This is a genomic window from Streptomyces sp. NPDC050548 (assembly GCF_044457385.1).
GTDB lineage: Bacteria > Actinomycetota > Actinomycetes > Streptomycetales > Streptomycetaceae > Streptomyces.
This window is the reverse complement of sequence record NZ_JBITGV010000009.1, coordinates 113372-135869: the sequence shown is the minus strand read 5'-3', so window position 1 is coordinate 135869 and position 22498 is coordinate 113372. Positions and strand designations below refer to the sequence as shown.

Below are 22498 nucleotides of genomic sequence, written 5' to 3'. Positions count from 1 at the left end.
AAAAGCTCTTCCGTCGTCCGGAGGACTGCGGCATTCTGCGCCCATGCAGACGGAGTTGAGCAACAAACTGGGAGTCGAGCACGCCATTTTCGGCTTCACGCCGTTTCCCGCCGTCGCCGCGGCCATCAGCCGGGCCGGCGGTTTCGGAGTGCTCGGCGCGGTCCGCTACACCGCCCCCGACGACCTCAAACGCGACCTCGACTGGCTTGAGGCGCACGTCGAGGGGATGCCGTACGGCCTCGACGTCGTGATGCCGGCGAAGAAGGTGGAGGGCGTCACCGAGGCCGAGGTCGAGGCGATGATCCCGGAGGGGCACCGGCGGTTCGTCACCGAGACCCTGGCCAAGTACGGCGTGCCCGAACTCGCCGAGGGCGAGGCGTCCGGCTGGCGGATCACCGGGTGGATGGAACAGGTCGCCCGCAACCAGCTCGACGTCGCCTTCGACTACCCGATCAAGCTGCTCGCCAACGCGCTGGGCTCCCCACCTGCCGATGTCGTCGCCCGCGCCCACGACCAGGACGTACTGGTCGCCGCGCTCGCGGGCAGCGCCCGGCACGCCCGCAAGCACGCCGAGGGCTGCATCGACATCGTCGTGGCCCAGGGCTACGAGGCGGGCGGACACACGGGCGAGATCGCGACCATGGTGCTGACGCCCGAAGTCGTCGACGCCGTCGACCCGTTGCCGGTACTCGCCGCGGGCGGCATCGGCAGCGGACAGCAGGTGGCCGCCGCGCTCAGCCTCGGCGCCCAGGGTGTGTGGCTGGGCTCCCTATGGCTGACCACCACGGAAGCCGACATGCACTCGGCCGGCGTGACCCGCAAACTGCTCGCCGCCGGGTCCGGCGACACCGTCCGCTCCCGCGCCCTGACCGGGAAACCGGCCCGCCAACTGCGCACCGAGTGGACCGACGCCTGGGACGACCCGGACGGCCCGGGCACCCTCCCCATGCCGCTCCAGGGACTGCTGGTCGCCGAGGCCGTCTCGCGCATCCAGAAGTACGAGGTCGAACCGCTGCTCGGCACCCCCGTCGGCCAGATCGTCGGCCGCATGAACAGCGAACGCAGTGTCCAGGCCGTCTTCGACGACCTGACCCGCGGCTTCGAGCAGGCCGTCGACCGCGTCAACCGCATCGCCGGAAGGAGCGGCCAGTGAGCACACAGGGTGAGAGCACACCCCCCGCCGGCTTCTGGGCCCAGGCCGCCCAGAACCCCGACCGTACGGTCCTCGTCGCACCCGACGGCGAGGAGTGGACGGCCGGCCGCCTGCACGCCGCCGCCAATCAACTCGTCCACGGCCTGCGCGCCGCCGGACTCGAACGCGGCGACGCCTTCGCCGTCGTCCTGCCCAACGGCGTCGAGTTCTTCACGGCCCATCTGGCCGCCACCCAGGCCGGGTTCTACCTCGTCCCGGTCAACCACCACTTCGTCGCCCCCGAGATCGCCTGGATCGTCGCCGACTCCGGCGCCAAGGTGCTCATCGGGCACGAGCGGTTCGCCGAGCCCGTCCGCCGGGCCGCCGACGAGGCCGGCCTCCCCGCCACCCACCGGTACGCGGTCGGCGCGGTCGAGGGCTTCCGGCCGTACCCCGAACTCCTCGCAGGACAACCGGAGTCGGCGCCCGCGGACCGCACACTCGGCTGGGTCATGAACTACACCTCCGGCACCACCGGCCGCCCCCGCGGCATCCGCCGCCCCCTGCCGGGCAAGCCGCCCGAGTCGGCGTACCTCGGCGGTTTCCTCGGCATCTTCGGCATCAAGCCGTTCGACGACAACGTGCACCTGGTCTGCTCGCCGCTCTACCACACGGCCGTCCTCCAGTTCGCGAGCGCCAGCCTGCACATCGGCCACCGCCTGGTCCTGATGGACAAGTGGAGCCCGGAGGAGATGCTCCGCCTCATCGATCGCGAGAAGTGCACCCACACGCATATGGTCCCGACCCAGTTCCACCGGCTCCTGGCCCTCCCCGAGGACGTACGGGCGCGCTACGACGTCTCGTCCATGCGGCACGCCATCCACGGCGCCGCCCCGTGCCCCGACCATGTGAAGCGGGCCATGATCGAGTGGTGGGGCGACTGCGTGGAGGAGTACTACGCGGCCAGCGAGGGCGGTGGCGCCTTCGCGACCGCCGAGGACTGGCTGAAGAAACCCGGCACCGTCGGCAAGGCCTGGCCCATCAGCGAACTCGCGGTCTTCGACGACGACGGCAACCGGCTCCCGCCCGGTGAACTCGGCACCGTCTACATGAAGATGAGCACCGGCGGCTTCGCCTACCACAAGGACGAGGCCAAGACGAAGAAGAACCGCATCGGCGACTTCTTCACCGTCGGCGACCTCGGCTACCTCGACGAGGACGGCTATCTCTTCCTCCGCGACCGCAAGATCGACATGATCATCTCGGGCGGCGTCAACATCTACCCGGCCGAGATCGAGTCCGCGCTCCTCGCCCACCCCGCCGTCGCCGACGCCGCCGCCTTCGGCATCCCGCACGACGACTGGGGCGAGGAGGTCAAGGCCGTCGTCGAACCGTCCCCGGGGTACGAGCCGGGCCCGGACCTCGCCGCCGCCCTCCTCGCCCACTGCGCCGAGCAACTCGCCGGCTACAAGCGGCCCAAGAGCATCGACTTCATCACCGAGATGCCCCGCGACCCCAACGGCAAGCTGTACAAGCGGCGGCTGCGGGAACCGTACTGGGAGGGGCACGTCCGGCCCATGTGAGTCCGGCCCGTGTGCGTGCGGCTTGTGTGGGCCCGGCACATGTGGGCCGGGCCCACCTCGACCACCCGGCTTGACCCGCCCGGGCGCCGGCCCGAGGATCATGTGTCATGACGCCCGGACACGGCAGCACGGTTGACGGGGTACTGCGACGCAGTGCCCGGCGCACTCCCGCCCGCGTGGCGGTGGACTACGGCGAGCGCTCCTGGACGTACCAGGAACTGGACGACGCCGTCTCCGGCGCGGCGAGCGTACTCCTCGACCAGGGCCTCGCACCGGGCGACCGGGTCGGCTCCTACGGCCACAACTCCGACGCCTACCTGATCGGCTTCCTCGCCTGCGCCCGCGCGGGCCTCGTGCACGTGCCGGTCAACCAGAACCTCACCGGCGACGACCTCGCGTACATCGTCGGCCAGTCCGGTAGCGCGCTGGTGCTCACGGACCCGGACCTCGCCGCTCAACTGCCGGAAGGCGTAAGGACGTTGCCGCTGCGGGACGCGGACGGCTCGCTGCTGGAGCGGCTGGCGTCCGCGCCGCCGTACGACGGTCCCGAGCCGCGTACCGAGGACCTGGTGCAGTTGCTCTACACCTCGGGCACGACCGCGCTGCCCAAGGGCGCGATGATGACCCACCGGGCCCTGGTGCACGAGTACTTGAGCGCGATCACCGCCCTGGACCTGAGTGCCGGGGACCGGCCCGCGCACGCGCTGCCGCTGTACCACTCGGCGCAGATGCATGTGTTCCTGCTGCCGTATCTGGCGGTCGGTGCGACCAACCTCATCCTCGACGCGCCCGACGGCGACCGGCTGTTGGACCTGATCGAGGCCGGGCGGGTGGACAGCCTGTTCGCCCCGCCCACCGTGTGGATCGGCCTTGCGAACCGCCCGGACTTCGCGACCCGCGACCTGAGCGGGCTGCGCAAGGCGTACTACGGGGCGTCGATCATGCCGGTGCCCGTCCTGGAGCGCCTGCGCGAACGGCTCCCGAAGCTGGCCTTCTACAACTGCTTCGGCCAGAGCGAGATCGGCCCCCTGGCCACGGTCCTGGGCCCCGACGAGCACAAGGGCCGGCTGGACTCCTGCGGCCGTCCGGTCCTCTTCGTGGACGCGCGCGTGGTCGACGAGGACGGCAAGGACGTGCCCGACGGCACACAGGGCGAAGTCGTCTACCGCTCACCGCAGTTGTGCGAGGGGTACTGGGACAAGCCCGAGGAGACGGCCGCGGCCTTCCGGGACGGCTGGTTCCACTCCGGCGACCTGGCGGTACGGGACGTGCACGGCTTCTTCACCGTCGTCGACCGGGTGAAGGACGTCATCAACTCCGGTGGCGTACTGGTCGCTTCACGCCAGGTCGAGGACGCGCTCTACACCCACGAGGGCGTCGCCGAGGTCGCCGTGATCGGCCTCCCCGACGACCGCTGGATCGAGGCGGTCACCGCGGTCGTCGTCCCGCGCGGCGAGGTCACCGAGGCCCAACTCATCGACCACGCCCGCGAGAAGCTCGCCCACTTCAAGGCACCGAAACGGGTCGTGTTCGTGGAGAAGCTGCCACGGAACGCCAGCGGGAAGATCCTGAAGCGGGAGTTGCGGGAGCGGCTCGGCGACTGAGCGCTTTCACCGCGAGACCGGAGCGGTGTCGGTGCGGGCCTCCGCCCCGGCGATGGTGTCCCGCAACACCGCGCGGGCCGCGTCGAGTTGGGCGGCCCGCCGGTCCAGGGCGCTCAACTGCTCGCGCAGCGCGTCGAGTACACCCGGACACGGCTGTACGGCGACCTCGTCCGTGGTGCAGGGAAGTACCCGGCGGATGATCCGGGTCGGCAGCCCGGCCGCGAGGAGCGCACGGATGCGCAGGACGGCCGCGATGTCCGAATCGGCGTACTCCCGGTAGCCGTTGGGCAACCGCCCGGGGCGGAGCAGCCCCGCCCGCTCGTAGTGGCGCAGCAGCCGCTCGCCGGTCCCGGTCCGCTCGGCCAGCTCTCCGATCAGCAAGGACACGCACCCTTCTTCTCCGCCTTGACCTTCCCACGGTGTCAGGGCTCAACACTGGCTCCCGCCGCCCGCATTCCACCGGGCGGCGGACACGCTCAGGGAGACCCACATGATTCTCGACGCCCACAGCCATGTCCACGACCCGCTCGACGCCCACCTGTTGGCGCTCGACGACGCGGGTGTGGACCGCACGGTGCTGTTCCCCACCCGCGCGCACCCGGAACGGGCGACCGACCTGGACTCCCTCCGCCACGAAATGGGCGTACTGGAACGGGCGTTGGCCGGCGGTTCCGGCGACGACGCGTTCGCCCTGGCCGTGCGGGAGCTGGACCAGGCACTCACGGCCCACCCCGACCGCTTCCTGGGCTTCGGTTCCGTCCCGCTCGGCCGTCCCGACGCCGAGACCGCGGCCCGGGTGGAGCGCGAGGTGACCGCCCGCGGGCTGTACGGCATCGGTGAACTCACCCCGCCACCAGGCCAGTCGGCCCTGATCGAGCCGGTTGTGCGCGCGGCCCACGACCATGCCGGACTCCCGGTCGTCATCCACGGCGCCGCGCCCACCACCGCCGAGGACCTGCGCACACTCGCCGAACTGGCGGCCCGCTACCCGAAGGTGCCGCTGGTGATCAGCCAACTGGGCGGAGCCCACTGGATGGACGTGATCGAACTGGCCCGGGCCGCCCCCAACCTTCACCTCGAACTCTCCACCGCGTCCATAGTCTTCGCCGTCCGCCTGGCCATCCACGAACTCCCCACCCGCACCTTCTTCGGCTCGGACGCCCCCTACGGCGACCCGGTCGTAGCCCGTACGACGGTGGAGCGGGTCACCCGGGCCGGCGAGATCCGTGACCGGGTGCTCGGCGGCAATCTGGCGGAGTTGTTGGGCCTGCGGTGACCGAGAATTGTTTTGCGGCCGAGTGCGGTGGACGGCCAGGATCGGGGCATGCCGACCTTCACCGCCGCCGACGGCACCCAACTCGCCTACCACGTACGGGGTGAGGGCGAGCCGCTGGTCGTCCTGCCCGGCGGGCCCATGCGGGCTTCCGCCTACCTCGGGGACCTGGGCGGGCTGACCGCGCATCGACGGCTGATCCTGCTGGATCTCCGGGGCACCGGTGACTCCGCGGTGCCGGCCGACGAGGGGACGTACCGTTGCGACCGACTGGTCGACGACGTCGAGGTGTTGCGCGCCCACCTGGGCCTGGACCACATGGATCTGCTCGCGCACTCGGCGGGCGGCAGTCTCGCCATGCTGTACGCGGCCCGCCGTCCCGAGCGGGTGAGGCGCCTGGCACTGATCACCGCCACTCCATGGGCGCTGGGCATGCCGGCCACGCCCGAGGGACGGCTCGCCGCCGCCCGGCTGCGGAAGGGCGAACCGTGGTTCGAGGACGCGTTCCCGGCATTCGAGGCCTGGCTCGCGGGCACCGCCGACTTCGACCCGGTCTTCGAGCCCTTCTTCTACGGCCGTTGGGACGCCGCCGCCGAACGGAACTCCGCGCTCGCCGACGAACAGACCAACGACGAGGCCGCCGACGTGTACTTCGCCGAGGGCGCCTTCGACCCACCGGCCCTCCGGGCTGCCCTCGGCCGGCTGCCCGCACCTGTCCTGGTTCTCGCGGGTGAGTTCGACGGCGGCCCCCGGCCCGAACTCGCCCGCCGCTGCGCCGACGTGCTCCCGAACGCCACGTCGGTGGTGCAGCCGGGTGCCGGTCACTACCCGTGGCTGGACGATCCGGGGTGGTTCGTGCGCCATGTCGGCGCGTTTCTCGACGCGGGAGGCGCGGTTCTGCCCTCGGCAGAGTAGGTGCACGGCCCGCCGTCCCAGCGGTTATGTTCCCGCCATGCACACCGAGACCCGCGCCGTCGAGGCCAACGGCATCACCCTCGCTCTGCACACCTGGGGCCCCGAGGAGGCGCCCCCCGCCCTCCTGCTCCACTGCCGGGGCGCCGACGGCACCGACTGGACGCAGATCGCCGAACGGCTCGCCGCCGGACCCGACCCGCGCCGCGTGTACGCCCCCGACCTGCGCGGCCACGGCCGCAGTGACTGGCCCGGCACCGAGCCGGGAGCCGCGGCCGACGTGTACGCGTACGAGGCGATGCGGGACGACATACGCGCCCTCCTCGCCGTTCTCGGCATCGAGCGCGTCGACGTCATCGGCCATTCGCTGGGCGGCATCGTCGCGTACCTGCTCGCGCAGAAGTCACCCGACGTCGTACGGCGACTGGTCCTGGAGGATGTGCCGGCGCCGATTCCCTTCGATCCGCCGAGGCCGCCCACCGAACGCCCCGCGGGGAAGCTGCCGTTCGACTGGGCCATGATCGAGGCCACCGACGTCCGGGCGAACCTCCCCGACCCCATGTGGTGGGACCACATGGGGCGGATCACCATGCCCACGCTGGTGATCGCGGGTGGTCCCACCAGCGGGGTTCCTCAGGACCGGGTCGTCGCGGTCGCCGAACGGATCCCCGACGCCCGTCTGGTGACCGTCGACGCCGGACATCTCGTGCACGAGAACCGGCCGGAGGAGTTCCTGGCGGCGGTGGAGCCGTTCCTGGCGGAGGGAAGCGGAGAGCCGACCGACCACCGGACGGCGACCGTCACTTCGCGAACGTCGTCATGAACTTGTCCCGGAACTTGTCCATGCTCAACACCGGTGCGTTGTCCGCCGGCTTGAGCCCGTCCGTCCAGCCCCAGCTGGAGATCTTGTCCAGCACCTTGGGGTCGTGCGCGACGATCGTGATCGGCACATCCCGGTCGGAGGTGCCTCCGGTGACCGTCGGGACGGGCTGGTGGTCGCCGAGGAAGACGAGGACGGTGTTCTTGTTGCCGTAGCGCTGCATCCACTGGGTCAGGCTGTCCACGGAGTACTGGATGGCCTTGCGGTACTCGGTGCGCACGCGCTTCGCGCTCTTCCAGACCTCCGTCGGGTTCGTGCCCTCCTTCTTGATCTGGTTGAAGATCGTGCCGTCCCCGAGCTGGTTCCAGGGGATGGTGTGGGCGATCGGTGACCAGGGGTTGTGGCTGGAGGCGAGGATGATCTCCGCCATGATCGGGTCGCGGTTCTTCTTGCCGTACTCCAGCTTCTCGAAGGACTCCAGGCTGAACTGGTCCGGTACCGGCGTCCAGCTGAAGTACGGGCCGTTGTAGCCGAGGTGCGTGGAGTCGTAGATGTTGTCGAGGCCGAAGTACTTGCCCTCGGGCCAGGCCTTGCGCACGCCGGGGACGATGCCGACCGTGCGCCAGGCACCGGTCTTCTGGAAGTAGCTGGTGAGGGTCGCGCGGGTGCTGGTGGTCACGGTCCGGTACCGCTGCTGGTTCTTGACCCACAGGCCGGACAGGAACGTCGAGTGGGCGAGCCAGCTGCCGGCGCCCGTCACGGGTGACCTGAGCCAGCCGCTCTGCGAGGCGAAGCCGGCCGCCTTGAGCCGGGCGTCGCCCGCCGCGAGCGTCTTGTCCATCTCCGGTGCCATCGTCGGGTCGTCGAGCGCGACCCGGCCGTAGCTCTCGATGAAGGTGAACAGGACGTCCTTGCCGCGGAGTCCGGTCAGCAGCTGGTTCGGCGGGGTCTTGGCGAAGGCGTCGACGTCGAGCTGCTTCTTGAAGACGTCGGCGTCACCCAGACCCTCGCGGACGTACTGCACCCGGTTGGCGAGGAACGTGCTGTAGCCCTTCGTGGCGAGCGTGACGCCGCCCACCTGGAAGCTCAGCGTGAAGCACATGATCCACACCACACCGAGGACGAGTGTGGTGCGCACCGCCATGGGGCGGTGCCTGGCCATCACGTCCGACAGCCGCACCATCGCGAGCGCGCTCCCCGCCAGCACGGCGATCAGCGCCAGGATCACCCCGACGATCGCGAGCACTTCGCCCGAGCGGCCGACCGAGTCCTTGAGGAAGTCCGCCGCGTCGCTCAGCAGGACCCAGTCGAAGACCAGGTCGAACGGCCGCGCCAGGGTCTGGTAGAAGCCCATGTCGAGGCACTTCAGGACCGTGGACAGCCCGACGAACGCCCCCAGCACGACGGCCACGATCCGCCGTGCCTTCGCGGGCAGTACGAGCAGGACGATCGCGAGGACGATCGCCTCGACCGGGAAGCGGAAGAACGACTGGAGGGTGATCCGGTCGAGGCGGTCGGGCACGAGCAGCGCGACGATCAGCAGCGCACCGGCCAGTACGGTCGTGCCCACCCCCACGGCACGTGCGGTACGGGGGTAACGAGTCCGCCAGCCGAACCACCCCGCGCGGGACGGGAGTCGGGACGACCGCTCGGCGGGCTCAGAGGTCTCGTCGGGCGAGGCGGATTCCGCGTGGCCCGCAGACTCGGCCGCCTCGGGCGCGTCGGCCGCTTCGAGCTGCTCGGCCGTGTCCGCAGCCGTATCGTCCGGCTCGGGTGGGTCCTGTGATTCGGGCGGTGCGGCGGCCTCCGTCGCCGCTGTCGAGTCGGTCTCCCCGGTGGCTTTCTGCTGGGCCAATGGGTGAGAGCGAGTGAAGAGCGGCACCCGAACGTCCTTCCGTGCTGAGCCCGGTGATGGCATGACGTACCTGGCCCGGGCCACCAGATCCGTCACCATCGGTACGGTCGCACGCTACCGTCAGTTCAACCCGGCCTGCGTGTTGACCCAGTGTTGACTCACTGATCTGCGGCGACCGCCACCTCCCGCGCCCACCGGTAGTCCGCCTTGCCACTCGGTGAACGTTGGATCGACTCCGCGATCACCAACTGCCGCGGGATCTTGTACCCGGCGAGATGGGAGCGGCAGTGCGTCTGGATATCGTCCAGGGACGGCCGTACCGCACCCGCTCGCAACTCCACGACGGCGGCCACATGATTGCCCCACCGCTTGTCCGGCACCCCGGCCACCAACGCGTCGTAGACATCCGGATGCGACTTGAGCGCCTGCTCGACCTCCTCCGGATACACCTTCTCCCCACCGGTGTTGATGCACTGCGAGCCACGGCCGAGCACCGTGACGACGCCCTCCTCGTCCACGGTCGCCATGTCACCGAGCAGCACCCACCGCCTGCCGTCCTTCTCGAAGAAGGTCTCGGCGGTCTTCGCCGGGTCGTTGTAGTAGCCGAGCGGTACATGGCCGCGCTGGGCGACCCGCCCGATCTCGCCGACGGCGACCGGCTCGTTGGTGGCCGGATCGACCACCTGGGTGCGGGAGTTGACCCGGATGCGGAAGGACTGCCCGGCCCCGGAGTCGGCCGTCGCCGTGCCGTTGAAGCCGGACTCGGACGAGCCGTAGTTGTTCAGCAGCATCGTGTTCGGTAGCAGTTCCTGGAACTGCCGGCGCACGGTCTCCGACATGATCGCGCCCGACGACGAGACGCTGAACACCGACGAGCAGTCCGTGCCCTTCATCGGCCCGTTGAGGGCGTCGATCAGTGGCCGCAGCATCGCGTCGCCCACCAGCGAGATGCTGGTGACCTTCTCCTTCTCGATGGTCCGCAGCACCTCCTCCGGCACGAACTTGCGGTGGATCACGATGCGTTGGCCGAAGTTGAAGCCGATGAACGCGGTGAGCGTGGAGGTGCCGTGCATCAGCGGGGGAGTGGGGAAGAACGTGATCCCCGCCCCGCCGGTGGCCACCCGCTCAGCCAACTCCTCGGGCGTCTTGACGGGTTCACCGGTCGGCGCGCCACCGCCGAGCCCCGAGAAGAACAGATCCTCCTGGCGCCACATCACACCCTTGGGCATCCCGGTCGTGCCGCCGGTGTAGATGATGAACTGGTCGTCGCCCGAACGGGCCGGGAACCCGCGCTCGGGAGACCCGGTGGCCTCCGCGTCGGGGAAGGCCACGGCCGGTACGGCCGGGGCGTCCTGGGCCGGTGTCCCCACCCGCACCAGGTGCCGAAGCTTCTCCGCACGCGGCAGCGCGGCGGCCACCCGCTCGGTGAACTCCGCGTCGAAGACCAGCGCGACGAGGTCGGCGTCCCGGTAGAGGTACACCAACTCCTCTTCGACATACCGGTAGTTGACGTTGACCGGCACGACCCGCGCCTTCAGGCAGCCCAGCACCGTCTGCAAGTACTCGACGCCGTTGTAGAGATGGAGCCCCAGATGCTCACCCGGGCGGATCCCGGTGTCGATCAGATGATGGGCGATGCGGTTCGCCGCCGCGTCCAACTCCGCGTAGGTCAGGCGGCGTTCCGCGCCCGTGCCCGGGTGGTCGATGTACACGAGCGCCTCGCGGTCCGGGACCACGTCGACGACCGACTCGAACAGGTCGGCAATGTTGTACTCCACCACTCCTCCTGACGTCGGTTCGCCGGTCATCAGAGCAAAGGGCGCGGCAACTGTGAAGGGTCCGCGCAGAAGAAATCTGACTGAGTGTCAGAAACCTCTTGTACTGGCAGGGCGGCTCCTGCAACCTGTTCTCGTTCCGGAGGCGGTACGGCGACGGGAGGACGACCATGAGCGGTACGGAACACCTGACCGTGCGGTGCGAAGGCGCCACGTTGGTGCTCACGCTCAACAGGCCTGAGGCGAAGAACGCGCTCTCGTTGCCGATGCTGGTCGGGCTCTACGACGGGTGGATCGAGGCCGACGCGGACGACTCGATCCGGTCGATCGTGCTGACCGGGGCGGGGGACGCGTTCTGCGCGGGCATGGACCTCAAGGCGCTGGCCGGGAAGGGCATGGAGGGGCAGCAGTACCGTGACCGGCTCAAGGCCGACCCGGATCTGCACTGGAAGGCGATGCTGCGGCACCATCGGCCCCGGAAACCGGTGATCGCCGCGGTGGAGGGGTACTGCGTGGCCGGCGGTACGGAGATCCTTCAGGGCACCGATATCCGGGTGGCTGGTGAGTCCGCGACCTTCGGGCTGTTCGAGGTCAAGCGCGGGCTCTTTCCCATCGGGGGCTCAACTGTCCGTCTCCAGCGGCAGATTCCGCGTACGCATGCGTTGGAGATGCTGCTCACGGGGCGTCCGTACAGCGCGCGGGAGGCGGCGGACATCGGTCTTGTCGGGCATGTCGTGCCCGACGGGACGGCTCTCGCCAAGGCGTTGGAGATCGCCGAACTCGTCAACGCGTGCGGGCCGTTGGCTGTCGAGGCGGTCAAGGCGTCGGTGTATGAGACCGCGGAGCAGACCGAGACGGACGGGCTGGCCGCCGAGCTCAAGCGGGGGTGGCCGATCTTCGACACCGCCGATGCGAAGGAGGGGGCGCGTGCTTTTGCGGAGAAACGGCCGCCTGTTTACAAGCGGGCGTAGCGGTTCGTTTTTGTCTGCGGGTTCGTTGTGGCTGGTCGCGCCCACGCGGCGGAGCCGCATATGCAACACAGCCCCGCGCCCCTAGGTAGGGATCCGTGGCGCCAACTGTTCAGTTAGGAGATGTCGTGCCCGAAATACTCAAAGCGCCCCTGGTCCTTGAGTTTCCGTTCACCCGCTCCCTGGGCCCCGTCCAGAGTGCCTTTCTCACCGGGCTGCGTGAACGCGTCGTTCTCGGTGTGAAGACCGGCGACGGACGCACCCTCGTCCCTCCCGTCGAGTACGACCCCGTCACCGCCGAGGAGATTCGCGATCTCGTCGAGGTCGCCGCCACCGGGACGGTCACCACCTGGGCCTGGAATCACGAACCCCGGCGCGGGCAGCCCCTCGACACACCCTTCGCCTGGGTTCTGGTCCGGCTCGACGGCGCCGACACCGCTCTCCTGCACGCCCTTGACGCCCCCGGCCCCGACGCCGTCCGCACCGGCATGCGCGTCCGCGTCCGGTGGGCCGAGGAACGCACCGGCGCCATCACGGACATCGCCTGCTTCGAGGCGTACGACAGTGATGAGACGGGTCAACCCGCTTGCCACAGCGGCGAGTTCGAGAACATGGTCACCGGCATCGTGGCTCCCGCCCGCCTCGACTACGTCTACTCGCCGGGTCGCGCCCAGACCGACTACATCCACGCGCTCTCCGAACAGCGCACCGTCGGCGAACGCTGCCCCTCCTGCCGAAAGGTGTACGTCCCGCCGAGGGGTGCGTGTCCCACCTGTGGTGTCGCCACGGCGGAACATGTCGAAGTGGGGCCGCGCGGCACCGTCACCACGTTCTGCATCGTCAACATCAAGGCGAAGAACCTCGACATCGAGGTGCCGTACGTCTACGCGCACATCGCCCTAGACGGAGCCGACCTCGCGCTGCACGGACGGATCGGCGGCATGCCGTACGACCAGGTGCGGATGGGGCTGCGGGTCGAGGCGGTGTGGAGCGAGGGGGGGCGCTATCCGGACCACTACCGGCCGACCGGTGAGCCCGACGCCGACTACGACGCCTACAAGGAGCTGCTGTGATGCCTGGAGCTGCCGCGATGCGTGAGATCGCCGTCGTCGCCTTCGCGCAGACCGACCACCGGCGCACCACCGACGAGCTGTCCGAGGTGGAGATGCTCATGCCGGTCCTGCACGGCGTGCTCGAACAGACCGGCCTCAAGACCGCCGACATCGACTTCACCTGCTCCGGCTCCAGCGACTACCTCGCCGGCCGCGCCTTCTCGTTCACCCTCGCCCTCGACGGCGTCGGCGCCTGGCCGCCGATCTCCGAGTCGCACGTCGAGATGGACGGCGCCTGGGCGCTCTACGAGGCCTGGACCAAACTCCTCACCGGCGACGCCGACACCGCGCTCGTCTACTCCTACGGCAAGTCGTCCCCCGGCTCCGTACGCGACGTCCTGACCCGGCAGCTCGACCCGTACTACGTGGCGCCCCTGTGGCCGGACTCCGTCGCCCTCGCCGCCCTCCAGGCGCAGGCCCTCATCGACGCCGGTGACACGGACGAGCCCGCGCTCGCCGCCGTGGCCGCCCGCAGCCGGACCGACGCCGGCGCCAACTCCCATGCCCAGGTGCGGGGTTCGGTGCCGCAGGGGGACTATGTCGTACGGCCGCTGCGTACCGGTGACTGTCCGCCGATCGGGGACGGAGCCGCCGCCGTCATCCTCGCGGCCGGGGACCGGGCCCGTGAACTGTGTGAACGGCCTGCCTGGATCAGGGGCATTGACCACCGCATCGAGGCACATGGCCTGGGCGTAAGGGAGTTGACCGACTCGCCGTCCACGCGGCTCGCTGCCGAGAAGGCCGGGGCTTTTGAACGGCCCGTCGACACCGCCGAGTTGCACGCGCCGTTCACCGCGCAGGAGGTCGTCCTGCGCAAGGCGCTGCGTCTCGGGGACGATGTGCGCGTCAACCCGTCCGGGGGAGCCCTCGCCGCGAACCCCGTCATGGCCGCCGGGCTCATCCGGATCGGCGAGGCCGCCGCCCGTATCCACCGGGGCGAGTCCGACCGGGCCCTCGCCCACGCCACCTCCGGCCCCTGTCTGCAACAGAACCTGGTCGCCGTACTCGAAGGGGATCCGCGATGAGCAAGGAGCCCGTGGCCGTCGTAGGGATCGGCCAGACCAAGCATGTCGCCGCGCGGCGCGATGTGTCCATCGCCGGGCTTGTGCGAGAGGCCGCTCAACGGGCCCTGGACGACGCCGAGTTGACGTGGGCCGACATCGACGCCGTCGTCATCGGGAAGGCGCCCGACTTCTTCGAGGGCGTCATGATGCCCGAGCTGTATCTCGCGGACGCGCTGGGCGCCGTGGGGAAACCCATGTTGCGGGTGCACACCGCCGGTTCGGTGGGTGGGTCGACGGCCCTTGTCGCCGCCAACCTCGTCGCGGCCCGTGTGCACGGCACCGTCCTCACCCTCGCCTTCGAGAAGCAGTCCGAGTCGAACGCCATGTGGGGGCTGTCCCTGCCGATCCCCTTCCAGCAGCCGCTGCTGGCGGGCGCGGGCGGCTTCTTCGCGCCCCATGTGCGTGCCTACATGCGGCGCACCGGAGCGCCCGACACGGTCGGCTCCCTGGTGGCGTACAAGGACCGGCGCAACGCGCTGAAGAACCCGTACGCGCATCTCCACGAGCACGACATCACCCTGGAGAAGGTCCAGGCCTCGCCGATGCTGTGGGACCCGATCCGGTACTCGGAGACCTGCCCCTCCTCGGACGGCGCCTGCGCGATGGTCCTCACCGACCGGGCGGGCGCGGCCCGGGCACCACGTCCGGCGGCCTGGATGCACGGGGGCGCCATGCGGAGCGAGCCCACACTGTTCGCCGGCAAGGACTGTGTGTCGCCACAGGCCGGCAAGGACTGTGCGGCCGATGTCTACCGGCAGGCGGGGATCGCCGACCCGCGCCGGGACATCGACGCCGTCGAGATGTATGTGCCGTTCTCGTGGTACGAGCCCATGTGGCTGGAGAACCTCGGATTCGCCGACGAGGGTGAGGGCTGGAAACTCACCGAGTCGGGGGTGACCGAGCTGGACGGCGACCTTCCCGTGAACATGTCAGGAGGGGTGCTCTCGACCAATCCGATCGGCGCCTCCGGCATGATCCGCTTCGCGGAGGCCGCCCTTCAGGTGCGCGGTCAGGCCGGAGAACACCAGGTGGAAGGGGCCCGACGGGTTCTCGGACACGCCTACGGCGGCGGATCCCAGTTCTTCTCGATGTGGCTCGTGGGCAGCGAACCGCCCGCCTCCTGAAAGGTCCCCCTCACGTGGCCTGTTGGCATCAGAAACCGATCGCTAGGCTGGCCGCGGACGACGAACCGGGAGGAGCACGGACGTGGCCGAGAGCACCATCCAGCAGCACCCGCTTACGGGCTGGGACAAGCCGGAGCTGGACCTCAGTGACGCCGAGTGGCATTCAGGGAGCCGTGGACTGGGGGATGTCCAGATCGCCTTTGTCGAGGGATTCATCGCGATGCGCAACAGCGGCCGCCCGGAAAGCCCTTCCTTGATCTTCACGCCCGCGGAATGGGGCGCGTTCGTGTCGGGGGCGCGGGAAGGGGAGTTCGACCTGACCTGAAGGGCGTTTCACCTGATCCGGAGGGTGTCCCACCTGTTTTTCCGGACACGCGACCTTGAGTGCCCTTCCGGAGCCGACGCCTGAGCCAGGCTGGCCCCGGAGGGGAAGGTCCCGTCATCCCGGAGGTCAGGAACGCATGAGCATTCTGCCGGTCATCGCGGCGGTCGACGGTTCGGACGACAGCCTGCGCGCCCTGGACTGGGCCCTCGATGCCGCGCGTGGACGCGGGGCGCCGCTGCGGGTCGTTCATGTGTGGCAGTACGCCGCCGCCTGGACACCGCCCGGCGGCCTGGTCGCCGGACCGCCCGAACCGGACGAGGACCAAGTGCTCGGCCAGGTCCGCACCTACCTCGACGGGCGCCCCGACCGACCGGTCATGGAGTACGTCGGGCTGCAGGGCGCACCGGGTGCCGTACTGCCCGAACTCGGTTCCGGCGCACAGCTGTTGGTGCTCGGTTCCCGTGGCCGCGGCGGCTTCGCCAGCCTGCTGCTCGGCTCCAACGGCATGGCCGCCGCCCGCGACGCCGACTGCCCTGTCGTCGTGGTGCCGCGGCCCGGACGAGAGGTGCACGACGCGCCACCGGCCGAGCCCGGACCCCGGGTGGTCGTCGGCCTGCACGTGGACAGCCCCGACGACACCACCCTCGCCTTCGCCTTCGCCGAGGCCGCCCTGCGCGGAGCCCGCCTCCAGGTCGTCGCCGCCTACCCGTGGCCGCCGCAGAACTGGGCATCCGCCGGTGAACTCGTCCCGCCGGTCATCGACCAGGACGCCATCGAGAACGAGGCCCGCATCCTCACCGAAGCCCTCTTCGCCCCGCACCGCAAGGACCACCCGGACGTCCGCGTCGAGCCGTACGTCGCACCGGGCGACGCGGCCAGCCACCTGGTCGCCGCCTCCAAGGACGCGGACCTGGTCGTCGTCGGCCGCCATCGCCGCCGCCTGCTGGCCCCGGCCCGGCTGCTCGGCTCGGTCACCCAGGCGGTCCTGCTGCACGCGGCGAGCCCGGTCGCGGTGGTGCCGCCGCAGGCCTTGGAGGAGTGAGATCGCTCCGGACCGCGACCGACCCCGGGAAAACCGGACCGCGCCCCCGGGAAAACTGGCCAGTACGCCTTTGTCGACTAACAGGTCGCCGCACCCTCGGAAAGCGTACGCTGAGGTCCCTGTAGCTCACGGTATGCGTTCGCTCCCCGCGCGGACGTGCCCGCCGTGGCAGGGGGTATGGGGATGGGACAGCGGAGCGCGCGCGGCAACAGGACGCTCTTCGAACGGGAGAGTGAACTCTCCGCCGTGGACGACGCGTTGGGTGAGTTGACCGGCCTGCGCACGGACGGCGCCGAGCCGGGACACCGGCCCCGTGGCGCCCTGCTCGCCTTCGCGGGACGGGCCGGCATCGGCAAGACCACCCTTCTCACCGAGGTGCGCCGCCGTGCCACCGCACAGGGCTGCACCGTGCTGTCCGCGCGAGGCGGCGACCAGGAACAGCGCGTCGCCTTCCACGTCGCCCGCCAACTGCTGCAACCGCAGTTCGCGGGCTCCGCCGACGCCGATCTCCGCACCGCGCTGGGGAGTTGGTACGACATCGTCGGCCCCGCCCTCGGTCTGTGCGCCCCCACCGAAGGCTCCCCGCCCGACCAGCAGGGCCTGCGCGACGGCCTCGACTGGGTGCTCACCCACCTCGCGGTGAAGCGCGCCCCGATGGTCCTCGTCCTCGACGACGCGCACTGGGCCGATCCCGAATCCCTGGGCTGGCTGGCCGCGTTCGCGCCCCGCGCCGAGCAACTCCCGCTCCTGGTCGTCGTCGCGTACCGCCCCGACGAACTCCCGGACCACGCCGAGTCGTTCAGGGGACTGCCCGGCCGGGCCGGCGGTCGTCCCCTCGACCTGGAACCGCTCAGCGTCGACGCCGTCGCCGGCCTGGTGCGCGAGACGCTCGGCGAGCACGCCGACGACGCGTTCTGCCGGGAGTGCTGGGCGGTCACCGCCGGGAACCCGTTCGAGACCGTGGAACTCACCGCCAAGATCCACGACCGAGGCCTGACCCCCACCGAGTCCGGGGCCTACCTGCTGCGCGATCTCGCCGCCGCCGTCAAGGGCACCGGCCTCCTCACCCGCCTCGAACGCCTCGGCACCTCCACCGTCCGCTTCGCCTGGGCCTGCGCGGTCCTCGGCACCGAGACCCGTCCGGCGCTCGCCGCCGCCGTCGCCGGACTCGGCCACGAGGAAGCCGCCGACGCCGCCGAGGCGCTGCGCGGCGCCCGCATCCTCACCAGCACGCCGACCGTCGCGGGCACCCTCGAATTCGTCCACCCGCTCATCGCCACCGCCGTCTACCGGGCCATCCCCTCCGGCGTCCGCGTGGCCCTGCACGGCCAGGCCGCCTGGTGCGTCATCAACGACGGCCAGGGCCCCTCCGCCGCCGCCCGCCACCTCATGGAGACCCACCCCGACGGCGACAACTGGGTCGTCCAGCAACTCCGCGCGGCAGCCGGCGAAACCCTCCGCGCCGGCGCCCCGGACACCGCCCGCAGCTACCTCGCCCGCGCCCTGCGCGAACCCCCGCCCTTCGACGACCGGGCCGCCGTCCTCTACGAACTGGGCAGCGCCTCCCTGCTCACCGAACCGGCGACCACCGTCAACCATCTGCGGGCCGCCCTCGAAGAGCCGATCAGCGACGCGGGCCTGCGGCAGAACATCGTCTACCGGCTCTCCCAGGTCCTCGCCCACAGCGACCGCCTCGCCGAGGCCTCCGACACCCTCGCCCGCGAGATCCGCGTCACCGGCGACGCCCGGGTCAAACTCCGCATGCTCTCCGAGCAGTTCATGTGGGACGCCTTCCGCGCCGACGAACCCGACCACCCCTCGCGCTCCCGCCGCCTCACCAAACTCGCCGACCGCCTCAAGGGCCGCGACCTCACCGAGCGGTACATCATCGGCCTGCGCACCTGGGACGCCGTACTCCGTGGTGAACCCGCACATGTGGCCCTCCACCATGCCGAGCGCGCACTCAACGGTGGCCTCGGCTGGGCGGAGGCCGACCGCGGCTTCGAAGTACCGGTGCTGGTCGCCCTCGCCCACATGTACTGCGACCGGCCGGGCCGCGCCGAGGAACTCTTCGCCACCGGCATCGCCGACTTCGAGCAACAGGGCTGGCGCGGCGCCCACTTGGCCTTCGGCTACACCTTCCTCGGCTACCTCCGTTACCGGCGCGGCCGGCTCGCCGAGGCCGAGGACTTCGCCCGCGCGGGCCTGCGCCTCGCCGAGCGGGTCGGCCCCGGCACCCCCGTCTACTGGTACGGCACCGGCATCCTCATCGAGGTCCTCCTCGCCCGCGGCCGGGTCGCGGAGGCCGCGCAGCTCGCCGAGGACCACGCCTTCGCGGAGCCCTTCCCGGCCGCCGTGGTCTTCCCGGACGCCCAGACCGTGTACGGCGAACTGCTGCTGGCCCGCGGCCTCACCAAGGAAGCCGCCGAAGAACTGGCCTCCGCGGGCCGCCGCCTCGACCCGCGCGGGATCCGCAACCCCGCCTGGTGCCCCTGGCAGCTCCACCTGGCCCGCGCCGAGCGCCACGAGACCCCCGAACGCGCCGTCGCCACCGCCCACGAAGCGGTCGCCCGCGCCCGCCAGTTCGGCACCCCGTCCGCCATCGGCCAGGCCCTGCGCGTCGCCGCCGAGGTCTCCTCCGGCTCGGCCCGCGTCAAGCTCCTGGAAGAGTCCGTCGCCCACCTCGAACGCTCCCCGGCCGCCTACGAGTTGGCCTGCGCACTGGTGGCCCTCGGCACCGAACTCCGCCGCACCGGCCGCTCCAGGGAAGCCGCCGACTACCTCTACCGAGGCCTCGACGCGGCCGTCCAGTGCGGCGCCGACGGCCTCGCCGACACCACCCGAGCCGAACTCGCCGCCGCCGGCCTACGCCCCCGCCGCCTCCACAGCCCCGAAACAGACACCCTCACCACCGACGAACGCACAGCGGCAACCCTGGCCGCCCACGGCAGCACCGACCACGAGATCGCCGTAGAACTAGACACGGACGACCAGTCGGCAGTACGCCTCCTCTCATCGGCCTACCAAAAACTGGGCACAGACAGGACGGGCCTAGAAACAGCGCTGATCAAACCGACGCAAGGCTGAACCCCCTAGGGGCGCGGGGCTGTGTCGATATGCGGCTCCGCCGCGTGGGCGCGCCCAGCCCCAACGCACCCGCACCAGACAACGAACCCGCACCCAACCACGGCTCCACCGCCGGACGGCACCCCGTACCATGTCTCCATGTCGTTCCTCCGCCGCCGCAGCGCCACCCCCGCCGGCCCCGAATTCGATGTGCTGGCCATGGACCCGGGCGACTGGCCCGGCAACCTCGGCGCCGGTCTGCTGCCCGCCCCCGACGGCACCTGCCAGGGCGTGTTCCTGCGGTACGACCTGTTCGGCGGCCGGGGCCCCGCGATGGTCATCGGCAACCTCCCGGAGGGCTCCCCGGCCCGTGACGTCGCCGAGGACGAGGTCCCCTTCGAGGTCGCGCAGCTGCTCCTCGCGCTGGAGAACGACGAGGAGGTGACCGTCGTAGGCACCGAGGACATGCCGGTGATGCAGGGCGACAACCTGCTGATCGTGCGCCGCCTCAAGCTGTCCGAGAGCCGGATCTCCTGCGTGCAGTTCGACCGCAGTGACAACGTGCTGGTCACCATCGCCGCCTGGGACCGCCCCATCACGGACGACCTCTACGCCCTGCTGAAACCGCTCCCGGCGGAACTGTTCCAGCAGGGCTGAGGCCCGGCTACCGGCCCGACCGCTCCAGCGTCACGTCGGCGGCCCGGACGAACTCCACCCGGTGCCCGTACTGGATCTCGTAGTAGAGATCCTTTCCTACGACGACCTTGTGCGAGTCGGTGGTGAAGGTGACCGCGTAGTAGTACTCACCGGGCACCTTGGCGCCGACCACGTACTTCTGGCCCTTGGGCAGGGTGTACGGCAGCGGGGACACCGCCTGGACGGGCACTCCCGCCGGATAGGCCGAGGCCTCCGGGTAGGCGCGGCCGTACACGGGGACGCTGTCCACACCGTCCTTCGGCGTGATCACCCAGCCGGCCGCCCCGACCGCCGTCGGGTGCTTCTTCGGGTTCTTGAACCAGGCCTCCTGGCCCAGGTACCAGATCGCGGTCCAGTCGCCGGAACGATCCGCCACCGCGTACTGCTGGCCGGTGGACACCCGCGAGGAGAGGTCGTTCACCCCAGTGGTCGGGGTCGTGCCGAGGCCGATGTCCTTGATCAGGGGGTAGGCCTCGCCGGGCCCCGAGTACAGGCGTACCTCGCTCGAACCGTGCACCGCGCAGGGCACGCCCTTGGTGACGCAGCCCGTGTACACCGGCTGGTTGGCGGTGTAGTCGGGGCGGATCGTCACCATGCCGCCGCTCTTCTTGCCGGTCTGCTCGAAGGGGTGGCCCAGCAGGGCGAAGTAGTGCGCCCAGTCCCAGTACGGGCCCGGGTCCGTGTGCATCCCGGGGACCGTGGACGTGGTCGGCCCGGGCACGTTGTCGTGGCCGAGGATGTGCTGCCGGTCCAGCGGGATGCCGTACTTCTTCGTCAGGTACTTCACCAGGCGGGCCGACGAGCGGTACATCGCCTCCGTGTACCAGGAGTCCGGCGCGGCGAGGAAGCCCTCGTGCTCGATGCCGATCGACTTGGCGTTGATGTACCAGTTGCCCGCGTGCCAGGCCACGTCCTTGGCCTTCACATGCTGGGCGATCAGACCGTCACTGGAGCGGATCGTGTAGTTCCACGACACATAGGTGGGATCCTGGACCAGGTTCAGGACGCCCTCCCACTGGCCTTCGGTGTCATGGATGACGATGTACTTGATGCTCTGCGACGCGGGCCGGTCGCCCAGGTCGTGGTTGCCGTAGTCGTTGTCCCCGAACTGGGCGTACGGCGCCGGGATCCACTCGCAGGACACCTTCTTCGGACACTCCGTGCCGTCGGTGGAGACGGTGCGCAGTCCGGTTTCCGCCAACTGCGCTGTGTCGGGGGTGAGTTCGGGCTGCGCGGCCAGGGCGACCTGCTGCCCGGCGTCCGTGGTGCGCTGCTCGCCGGTGTGGATGACGTCGTAGACATCATTGGCGTAGGCGGCTGCCGTCGCGGTGTCGTCCGCGCCGGAGAAGCGCGCGATCGCGCCGTACCACTCGGCCGGGTCCGTGCTCAGCGGCTCGCCCAGGCCCCGCTGCGCGTCGGCCAGCAGCGCGGCGCCGCCCGCGACGTTCGCGGTCTCGTCGCTACGGAGGTCGGCGGCCGGGAGTCCGGTCAGCTCGGCCGCCTTCGTCAACGTCCGCAGGCGGGGCGGGAGTTGGGAGTTCGCCGGGATCTGCGCGGTGGGGTGCAGGGCCGCGCGGGCGCTGTCGCCGCGCGGGTCCTCGGTGCCTTCGCTCAGGTGCTCCGTGGTGGCGAGCGCGGTACGCGCGTCCGTGAGGTGCATCGGGCCGTAGCCGCCGGTCACGCTCGGCGCTCCGCCGTGGGTGTCCCAGCGGGACTGGAGGTAGGAGACGGCCAGCAGCACCGTCGGCGGCACGTGGTACTCGGCGGACGCCGACGCGAACGCCCGCTGGAGGGTGGAGGCGGCGGAGTCGGTGGCATTCTCGGCGGGGGCCGCGCCCAGCAGGGGCAGCAGCAGGGCGGCGGTGGCGAGCGCGCCGGCGGCTCCGCGCGCGCGTCTGTGCCCGGGAGTGCGGGTGGGGTCGGTCGAGGATCCTCGCAATGCAGCCTCCTGGGACGGTGGGGTGTGACGATCCGTTCGGGGCCGGGCGTGCGTCAGTGGTACCGGCTGGCCGACGATCCGTCAATCATGCCCAGAGGGAGGTGATTTCCCTTGTCACCAGGGGGTGCGAGGAGTTTCGTGGCGGCGGCTTTCGGGCCTGCGGGGCGTCAGTGGACTACACCAATGGGCGAGTCATGTGTGGGGACGC

General features: G+C 70.6%; 18 protein-coding genes. 14 read left to right on the top strand and 4 right to left on the bottom strand.

What is annotated here, in order from left to right; all coding sequences use genetic code 11:
- Nucleotides 1-43: 43 nt before the first annotated feature.
- The 3 genes from ACIBJH_RS25095 (at nucleotide 44) to ACIBJH_RS25085 (ending at nucleotide 4319) form a co-directional block, all read left to right on the top strand.
- A complete protein-coding gene (locus ACIBJH_RS25095; RefSeq protein WP_399119085.1) occupies nucleotides 44-1153 on the top strand; it encodes an NAD(P)H-dependent flavin oxidoreductase in 1110 nt (369 codons plus the stop codon).
- Nucleotides 1150-2715 (top strand): acyl-CoA synthetase, encoded by a 1566-nt coding sequence (locus ACIBJH_RS25090; RefSeq protein ID WP_399119084.1) that lies wholly within the window; start codon nucleotides 1150-1152, stop codon nucleotides 2713-2715. The genes ACIBJH_RS25095 and ACIBJH_RS25090 overlap by 4 nt, the downstream gene beginning before the upstream one ends.
- A 107-nt stretch (nucleotides 2716-2822) precedes the next feature.
- Nucleotides 2823-4319, top strand: a complete 1497-nt coding sequence (locus tag ACIBJH_RS25085) for an acyl-CoA synthetase (RefSeq protein WP_399119083.1) — start codon at nucleotides 2823-2825, stop codon at nucleotides 4317-4319.
- Between the two features lie 6 nt (nucleotides 4320-4325).
- On the opposite strand, the gene ACIBJH_RS25080 is transcribed toward ACIBJH_RS25085, so the two are convergent.
- On the bottom strand, nucleotides 4326-4706 hold the full coding sequence (locus tag ACIBJH_RS25080) for a MerR family transcriptional regulator (protein ID WP_399119082.1): 381 nt from the start codon (nucleotides 4704-4706) through the stop codon (nucleotides 4326-4328).
- A gap of 103 nt (nucleotides 4707-4809) precedes the next feature.
- Between ACIBJH_RS25080 and ACIBJH_RS25075 the strand changes: the two genes are divergently transcribed.
- From ACIBJH_RS25075 to ACIBJH_RS25065, 3 genes are read left to right on the top strand one after another with little or no spacing between them, the layout of a single operon-like run.
- Complete coding sequence (locus ACIBJH_RS25075) at nucleotides 4810-5595, top strand: amidohydrolase family protein (protein WP_399119081.1); 786 nt, start codon at nucleotides 4810-4812, stop codon at nucleotides 5593-5595.
- Nucleotides 5596-5643: 48 nt separating this feature from the next.
- Nucleotides 5644-6507: an alpha/beta fold hydrolase gene (locus ACIBJH_RS25070; protein WP_399119079.1), complete on the top strand. Its 864-nt coding sequence runs from the start codon at nucleotides 5644-5646 to the stop codon at nucleotides 6505-6507.
- A gap of 37 nt (nucleotides 6508-6544) precedes the next feature.
- Nucleotides 6545-7327 carry an alpha/beta fold hydrolase gene (locus ACIBJH_RS25065; protein ID WP_399119078.1) on the top strand — a complete coding sequence of 261 codons (783 nt, stop codon included), beginning with the start codon at nucleotides 6545-6547 and terminating at the stop codon, nucleotides 7325-7327.
- On the opposite strand, the gene ACIBJH_RS25060 is transcribed toward ACIBJH_RS25065, so the two are convergent.
- The gene (locus tag ACIBJH_RS25060; protein WP_399119077.1) at nucleotides 7305-9206 is read right to left on the bottom strand and encodes a sulfatase; all 1902 of its coding nucleotides are present in this window, start codon (nucleotides 9204-9206) and stop codon (nucleotides 7305-7307) included. The two genes, ACIBJH_RS25065 and ACIBJH_RS25060, sit on opposite strands and share 23 nt — an antisense overlap.
- A 131-nt stretch (nucleotides 9207-9337) precedes the next feature.
- The gene (locus tag ACIBJH_RS25055; RefSeq protein WP_399119076.1) at nucleotides 9338-10957 is read right to left on the bottom strand and encodes an acyl-CoA synthetase; all 1620 of its coding nucleotides are present in this window, start codon (nucleotides 10955-10957) and stop codon (nucleotides 9338-9340) included.
- A 167-nt stretch (nucleotides 10958-11124) separates the two neighbouring features.
- Here ACIBJH_RS25055 and ACIBJH_RS25050 point away from each other — a divergent pair, with 167 nt between their 5' ends.
- The 8 genes from ACIBJH_RS25050 to ACIBJH_RS25015 all read left to right on the top strand — a co-directional run bounded on the left by ACIBJH_RS25050 (nucleotide 11125) and on the right by ACIBJH_RS25015 (nucleotide 20312).
- The gene (locus ACIBJH_RS25050) at nucleotides 11125-11925 is read left to right on the top strand and encodes a crotonase/enoyl-CoA hydratase family protein (protein WP_399119075.1); all 801 of its coding nucleotides are present in this window, start codon (nucleotides 11125-11127) and stop codon (nucleotides 11923-11925) included.
- Nucleotides 11926-12050: 125 nt separating this feature from the next.
- Nucleotides 12051-12995, top strand: coding sequence for a Zn-ribbon domain-containing OB-fold protein (locus ACIBJH_RS25045; RefSeq protein ID WP_399119074.1), 945 nt, complete (start codon nucleotides 12051-12053; stop codon nucleotides 12993-12995).
- Nucleotides 12995-14059, top strand: coding sequence for a thiolase domain-containing protein (locus ACIBJH_RS25040; RefSeq protein WP_399119073.1), 1065 nt, complete (start codon nucleotides 12995-12997; stop codon nucleotides 14057-14059). Before ACIBJH_RS25045 ends, ACIBJH_RS25040 begins: the two co-directional genes overlap by 1 nt.
- Nucleotides 14056-15222 carry a thiolase domain-containing protein gene (locus tag ACIBJH_RS25035; RefSeq protein ID WP_019069075.1) on the top strand — a complete coding sequence of 389 codons (1167 nt, stop codon included), beginning with the start codon at nucleotides 14056-14058 and terminating at the stop codon, nucleotides 15220-15222. Before ACIBJH_RS25040 ends, ACIBJH_RS25035 begins: the two co-directional genes overlap by 4 nt.
- 82 nt (nucleotides 15223-15304) lie before the next feature.
- Complete coding sequence (locus ACIBJH_RS25030) at nucleotides 15305-15547, top strand: DUF397 domain-containing protein (RefSeq protein WP_399119072.1); 243 nt, start codon at nucleotides 15305-15307, stop codon at nucleotides 15545-15547.
- A gap of 136 nt (nucleotides 15548-15683) precedes the next feature.
- The gene (locus tag ACIBJH_RS25025) at nucleotides 15684-16589 is read left to right on the top strand and encodes a universal stress protein (protein WP_399119071.1); all 906 of its coding nucleotides are present in this window, start codon (nucleotides 15684-15686) and stop codon (nucleotides 16587-16589) included.
- A 183-nt stretch (nucleotides 16590-16772) separates the two neighbouring features.
- Complete coding sequence (locus ACIBJH_RS25020) at nucleotides 16773-19676, top strand: ATP-binding protein (protein WP_399119070.1); 2904 nt, start codon at nucleotides 16773-16775, stop codon at nucleotides 19674-19676.
- 138 nt (nucleotides 19677-19814) lie between these two features.
- A complete protein-coding gene (locus tag ACIBJH_RS25015; RefSeq protein WP_019069079.1) occupies nucleotides 19815-20312 on the top strand; it encodes a hypothetical protein in 498 nt (165 codons plus the stop codon).
- Between the two features lie 7 nt (nucleotides 20313-20319).
- Here the strand turns inward: ACIBJH_RS25015 and ACIBJH_RS25010 are convergent, their stop codons facing one another.
- Entirely contained in the window at nucleotides 20320-22290 is a 1971-nt protein-coding gene (locus ACIBJH_RS25010; RefSeq protein WP_399119069.1) for an N-acetylmuramoyl-L-alanine amidase, read from the bottom strand.
- Nucleotides 22291-22498 lie beyond the last annotated feature (208 nt).